Annotated in this window: 7 protein-coding genes; 6 read left to right on the top strand and 1 reads right to left on the bottom strand. The window is 34.7% G+C overall.

What is annotated here, in order from left to right; all coding sequences use genetic code 11:
- Positions 1-368 precede the first annotated feature (368 nt).
- From V7659_RS15725 to V7659_RS15745, 5 genes are all read left to right on the top strand, one after another.
- The gene (locus V7659_RS15725; RefSeq protein WP_335540794.1) at positions 369-914 is read left to right on the top strand and encodes a DUF4240 domain-containing protein; all 546 of its coding nucleotides are present in this window, start codon (positions 369-371) and stop codon (positions 912-914) included.
- 24 nt (positions 915-938) lie between these two features.
- Positions 939-1,727 carry a YwqG family protein gene (locus V7659_RS15730; protein WP_335540795.1) on the top strand — a complete coding sequence of 263 codons (789 nt, stop codon included), beginning with the start codon at positions 939-941 and terminating at the stop codon, positions 1,725-1,727.
- Between the two features lie 237 nt (positions 1,728-1,964).
- Positions 1,965-2,111: a hypothetical protein gene (locus V7659_RS15735; RefSeq protein ID WP_335540796.1), complete on the top strand. Its 147-nt coding sequence runs from the start codon at positions 1,965-1,967 to the stop codon at positions 2,109-2,111.
- 201 nt (positions 2,112-2,312) lie between these two features.
- On the top strand, positions 2,313-2,648 hold the full coding sequence (locus V7659_RS15740; protein ID WP_335540797.1) for an ArsR/SmtB family transcription factor: 336 nt from the start codon (positions 2,313-2,315) through the stop codon (positions 2,646-2,648).
- Between the two features lie 41 nt (positions 2,649-2,689).
- Entirely contained in the window at positions 2,690-3,688 is a 999-nt protein-coding gene (locus V7659_RS15745) for an NADP-dependent oxidoreductase (protein WP_335540798.1), read from the top strand.
- Between the two features lie 691 nt (positions 3,689-4,379).
- On the opposite strand, the gene V7659_RS15750 is transcribed toward V7659_RS15745, so the two are convergent.
- Complete coding sequence (locus V7659_RS15750) at positions 4,380-4,961, bottom strand: hypothetical protein (protein ID WP_335540799.1); 582 nt, start codon at positions 4,959-4,961, stop codon at positions 4,380-4,382.
- A 340-nt stretch (positions 4,962-5,301) separates the two neighbouring features.
- On the opposite strand from V7659_RS15750, the gene V7659_RS15755 reads away from it, so the two are divergent.
- Positions 5,302-6,864: DUF5011 domain-containing protein (locus tag V7659_RS15755; RefSeq protein WP_335540800.1), on the top strand; the 1,563-nt coding region annotated here is incomplete at its 3' end.

A 6,864-nucleotide genomic window follows, 5' to 3' on the forward strand; every position in this document is an offset into this window, starting at 1 on the left:
CAAACGTTTGGTTAAAACTTCTGCAAGTACTGATATATATGAATTCCTGCAACAAACAAGCTAAGAAGAATGTCGAAGAGAATTTGTTAATTTCGCAGGAAATAACACATCTTTCAACAAAATCAGATGGTTTTTTCATAACCCTACATTATTCTAGTAATCCCCCACATTTTCGAAACTACACAAACGTTTAATTAAAAGTTACTTCAGCCGCATCATTCCTAGACTTTTCAGTTTAAATACCTGAGAAAAATGTCAAAAACTGCGATTGCCTAAGACTTTTGGAAAATAAATATTTATTTTTAAAGGAATTCCGTTAGTTTAAATTGAATAACTCTCAGAATTACTTAAGAAAAGGGTGTATTATATTGGAAAAGAAGGAATTTTGGAGATTAATTGAAAAGTCTAGAGAATTTGATCAATCGGCATGGTTAACAGAGGAATTAGCCCGAAAAGGATTAGAAGAAGTAGTAGACTTTGAATTTTTATTTCAAGAATTAATGAACGCTAGTTATCAATCCCGTTTATGGGGAGCAGCATTTGTTCTGATGGGCGGCTGTTCAGACGATGCTTTTGACTATTTTAGAGGATGGCTGATTGGACAGGGAGAAGAAATATATAACAAGGTAATAAAAGACCCTGAATTTTTAGCAGAATACATAAATGAAGATAACCTTGATGATGAAGGCTTCCCTCAAAATGAAGAATTGCTTTCGGTTGGGTTAGATGCCTATACGCTTATAAAGACGGGTAAAAATGAGTGGGATGACGATATACATAATGAGTTATTAGAAGCGCTTGAAAAGAAGGGGCTACAATATGTAACGGAAATAGAGTTTGATTGGGAAGAAGATGATTTAGAAAATCTATTTCCTGTTCTATGGAAAAGATTTGGGGAAGAACCACTAGGTTAAAAGAAAACAAGAGGAGGTAAGAAAATGCAAGATTTACATTCACTGTTACAAGAATATGAACTACTTCACAAAAAATCGGATATTTTAAAATCCGCAAAACAATCAATTAAAGTCATTAAAAACAAAGTAAAGTCGGAACAAATTCCGTTAGGATCCTCTAAACTTGGTGGTCTACCGGATTTGCCGCAAGATTGGGAGTTTCCTAAATACAAGAATGGTTATCACTCTTTTTTAGGACAATTTAACTTAAAGGAACTAAAGCCATATGACAAGGAAAATATTCTTCCGAGTAATGGAATCCTTTATATATTTTATGATGTAATAGAACAGCCATGGGGTTTTGAAGAGGACGAAGGTTGTTTTAAAGTTTTATACTTTGATGGGAACGAAAAAGAGTTAAGAAGAAAAGAGTACCCGGAAGTGACCGAAGACTACTTCCCTTTACCTGTTTTTAAAGTTACATTCGTAAATAGACTGACACTCCCAGAGTATCCAGAAGATATTGAGTTAAGTGAAGAGGATGAAGAAAACTACTCTGAAATGAGGCATGAACTTATTCAGCCAAGTAATGACGAAGGAAATTACGAACCGGCTCACTACATGTTAGGGTATCCACTCAGTATCCAAAATGATGTATTTGATGAATTTAATCTTAACCCGGAAGAAGCTGTTCTTCTCCTACAAATTGATTCAGATGAAGAAGATATGGAATTGCTTTGGGGAGATTCAGGAATTATCTATTTCTGTATAGATAAGACCTCATTAGTTAATAAGCAATTCGATAAAGTTCAATTTACACTGCAATGTTTCTAGTTGACTAAGGGTCTGACCCCAAAGCTACAGTGCTTTCTAAAAAAGAACTCACATTGTATTTGGTAATCAAAAAATTCTCGCATCTCTTATGAGTGTAAAAGAGCCAAAATACGCAATTAGTACATAAAGACATGCATATTTTATTTATACCTTAGTAAGACCCCAACAAACAACGCATATAAACACTCAGCGCCTCCTGGTATGATCAAAATATCTATTTAGGGAGGTGCTTTTCATATGCCGCTACAAAAACTAACAATTGTCCCCGTAACACCGATCTCAGACTATACGATTCAGGGTTTTCTCCTTTTGGAAGAGCTCTATATTACTTATCTAGTGTTTATTTATTTTTACGGATCAAGTGGAATACTAAAGTTGCTTTAATTCCTAGAGCAACCATCAAACCTAGTCCCCTCTCTCAAATTGCTGAACATTAAAAGTTAATGATACTTCCCCTCTAAGATGTATTCGTCTCGATTTGCTTTCTCAATATTGCACCTAACATAACTATAGTATATAGTTGTATTCGGCAATATGGTTCATCAACTTAAACCATTAAACTGATTGTTGGAGGTATTCAACTGAATGAATAAACAGGACCAACTAAATATGATCAAAGAGGATTTTGTTAATTGTCAAAAAGTACTATTAGCGATTGGTGATGAAACACGTCAATCGATCTTGTTAGTTTTAATGGGAACAGATTGTCAAACAGGACTGCGTGTAGGTGAAATCACTGAACAAACACATCTTTCTCGACCTGCTGTGTCACATCATCTTAAGATTTTGCGCGATGCCGGTGTCATTTTAATGCGTAAAGAAGGGACAAAAAACTTTTATTATATAAATGTACGTACAGAATTAGGTTTATTAAAAAACCTAGTGTCGGATATTGAAACGTTCATGCAGAACTTTTATTGAAATGATGGAATATAAACACTCATTATTTGGAGGTATAAGCTATGAGAGCAATGGTTATTGATCGGTATGGGAAAGTTCCAATGCGTTTGGCAGAAATACCCACACCTGAAATTGGTGAATATGAAGTACTCGCAGAAATTCATGCAGCTAGTATTAATCCTGTTGATTTTAAGATACGCGATGGGAAGGTGAAATTGTTAGTTAAATATAAAATGCCTCTTATCTTAGGGAATGACTTTTCTGGTGTCGTTGCAAAGGTTGGCGCAAAAGTGACTCGTTTTAAAGTTGGGGACGAAATATATGCACGTCCACGTAAGAGTAAAATCGGTACTTTTGCTGAATATATCGCTATTCATGAAGATGACATCGCCTTAAAACCTAAAAATTTAAGCTTTGAAGAAGCCGCATCGATCCCGCTGGTTGGGTTAACCTCCTATCAAGCCCTAATAGACATTTTACAATTACAAATGGGACAAAAAATTTTAATTCAGGCTGGGGCAGGTGGTGTCGGTACCTTTGCTATTCAACTGGCCAAATTAATGGGGGCCACTGTTGCAACAACTGCCAGTGAAGCTGGTGTGAATTTAGTAAAGTCTCTTGGTGCAGATGAAATTATTAATTACAAGACAGAAAAATTTGAAGAGATACTGAAAAACTATGATGCCGTATTTGATACACTTGGGGGCGAGATACTCAATAAATCATTCGAAGTGATAAAAAGCGGAGGAAAAATTGTGTCCGTTTCGGGATTACCGAATGCTCGTTTTGGTAAAGAATATGGTTCCGGATTTTTAAAAACGTTGTTGTTTTCAGCAGCAAGTCATAAACTTACTGCGCTTGAAAAAAAGCATAATGTTCAATATACGTTTTTGTTTATGAAGCCAAGTGGAGAGCAATTACGTATAATCGCAAACTTTATTGAGACTGGTAAAATCAAACCAATAATTGATAGAGTTTTTCCTTTTGAAGATGCTCAAGAAGGCATGGAATATGCGGAGTCAGGAAGGGCGAAAGGGAAAATAATATTAAAAATCAGATAGTTGTTAATTGAAGCAAAAAATATATCCTAACTTTGCTGGTAAAAAACATGCAGAAGTGGTACATTCTCATGACCGTAATCAAAAATAAAGAAGAAGAGTAGAACTAGCCCTCCACATGGTGTGAAAGGGTTTTCTCTTCAAGTTTATTCTACGCTTACCAGAGCTTGATGGGGGCCTAACCCCATAGCCACTCAAACCCCATACTTTCAGAAAGCCATTTAGCCAAAGCTCCAAACCAGGTTTGGGCATGGGATATTACGTGGTTAAAAGGGCCGGTGAAGGGCATGTTTTACCGACTCTATTTGATTATCGATATTTTTAGTAGATAGATAGTAGGCTGCCCTGCTTTTTACTTTCCTACAGCTCTCTGGAATTCCTCAACCAATTGTTTTCTTTCAACTTTTGACATCCTACTATGTTCGTAAAATGTTATGCCATAGTGATGTCTCATCTTAGCTTGCAGAATTATTACTTTGCTGGAGAACAATAGCATTACTAGTTTAGTATATTAGTCCCGTTATTAATTCTACAAAGACACAAAATTCCCTTTCCTCCAAAAAAATATTTGCTGTAATGGGTCGTGACACTGGTTTTACTGATATTTAAAAGGAGCTCCATCAGAGGTGGTTTGCTCCCAAAATACCAATACAAAAAAGCAAAACGTCTACTAATTTCCGTAGACGTTTGATATTTAAAATAGGTCTTTTAAAAAGCTAATTAATTCATGCCAAAAAGATGGTTCCGAATGTGACGCTTTTTTATGAATCTCAGAATCTTTTTTCTTATTTTCTTCTCTCCCTTCCTTAGTTGTTTGATAATCAGATTCATTATTATTAGTTGAATTTGGTGCGTCAGAATCTACATTTGTGTTTGTACTAGTATCAATATTAGGAGGAGTATAATTTTTTCCAACCTCATCCAGCTGTTTTAATAGTCTATCATTCTCCTTATAAAGTTCTTCTTGTTGTTTTTCAAACTCAGCATTAGTATCAGATGTAGACGAAAAGTCTGGGACTTCCACATCAAAATTGCCTGCGCTAGAATAATCGTGTTCCGTCTTTGTTCCTTCCTGACCCGTATAAGGATTAATATTTCCTTTTGTTGACCAGTTATTGTTGAAATTCCCGTCAGGATTGCTTCGATAATGTGGTTGTACATACGTTCCGTCTTTTCGAAAATATCCATTAACGTGCACGGATGCATACGCTGGAGTAACCAATGAAATTAACAAACCAATTAACAACAGTAGCCCAATTATCTTTTTATGTTTCACGAGTCCCACCCCTCTCCCTAGGAAAATAGTAACAATTTCGGGCTGTTATTTCTATAAAATTCCTTCGACAATTTTAGAAAAACGCTACAGGTTGAAGTCGAAACAAATCTGCGAATTACCTATGATATTATGCAAGATAAACGACTCCATTACTGTTATAATATTGCGGCTGCTAATCTAAAGTTAACCTCCCCCGTGAACTACAAAGTGCTCATTGCTACTTCCTCTATCTTATTTTTGTGTCAAACTAAGAAATTTGTCCTATTTCACGAACTTAAGAATGAGAAGAAATGTTATATTTAACTTGAATAAAATATTAATCTTCAGGAGGAACTAATACATGAAAAACCGATTTATATCAATAGTATTATCTTTTATGGTAATACTATTGTGTGTCCCACCAAATACAACAGCACATGCAAATTTAGGAACAAACGTTAGTGGACTTATTGATCAAGATACAACATGGACTGCAGCAGGTTCTCCCTATTCATTATCAGGTAATATTCACATTGCTAATGGGGTTACATTGACGGTAGAGCCTGGGGTAACAATTGAAGGCAACGGTCGTAATTTAATAGTTTATGGGAATCTTGAAGCAGTTGGCCGCCTGGATTCAAAAATAAAGTTAAATAATGTAAATATTCAGCCACCAGCATATTCATCTTATTATGAGCGATTTCTTATCCATATTGAAAATGCTGACATTTCTAATGGTAGCTTGAATCCGTATATCTATTCTAGTTATGGAAATTTAATATTAAGAGATTCAAAGCTATTTAATTTAGATGCACCAGTTTACATTTCTGAACCACAGAGTGATGTATCTATTGAACGAAATATATTTAATGATACTTATGGAATTGGTATTTCTACATTCACTGGGGTAAAAATAAATATATTAAATAATGTTTTTTATCATTATAAACAATACGCAGTTCGAAATTATAAGAGTGTGTACAATACGGAAATCACCGTTTCATATAATTCTATTTTAACGCCTAAAGATCAATATACTACGGCTTTGATTATAGATAATCAGGCCCCATCAGATTCTAAAATGATTGCTACAAATAACTATTGGGGAACGACAGATGAAACATTAATAGAGAAAATGATCAATGATAAAATTGACGACCCGCGAATAGGGACATATATAAACTTCAAACCATATTTAAAATCACCAGACCCAAATACGCCATATTTAGATCTTGTCAAACCTGTCATTTCAGGCGCAACAGATACTACAATAAAAATGAATTCAATATTTGATCCTATGTTAGGAGTATTTGCAAATGATAATGTGGATGGGGATATAACAAATAAGGTTATTGTATCCGGATATGTTGATAATACAAAACCAGGTAGATATACCTTGACTTATACTATAGAAGATATTATGGGAAATAAAACATCTGTTTCAAGAAACGTTACAGTAGTGGATGATATAAATCCTGTGATATCTGGAATAGAAGATAAATCTATAAATATTACCTCGAATTTCAATCCTATTTATGGTGTAACAGCAATGGATAATGCAGATGGTGATATTACAGGAAAAATTATTGTAACAGGAACCGTCGATATTACACGCCCAGGTATGTATACCTTAACTTATTCAGTAGAGGATAATTCAGGTAATACAACCACAGGTACAAGAAATATCACCGTTATTGATAATGTAAAGCCTGTTATCTATGGTTTAGAAGATATATCCATTAATATTGGCTCGAATTTTGATTCTTTTAATGGTGTAACAGCAATAGATAATGTGGATGGTGATTTAACAGGGAAAATTATTACAACAGGAAGCGTCGATACTACACACCTAGGTATGTATACCTTAACTTATTCAGTAGAGGATAATTCAGGTAATACAACCACGGGTACAAGAAATATCACC

Origin of the sequence: Neobacillus drentensis, assembly GCF_036966985.1 — a bacterium.
Taxonomy (GTDB): domain Bacteria; phylum Bacillota; class Bacilli; order Bacillales; family Cytobacillaceae; genus Neobacillus; species Neobacillus drentensis_E.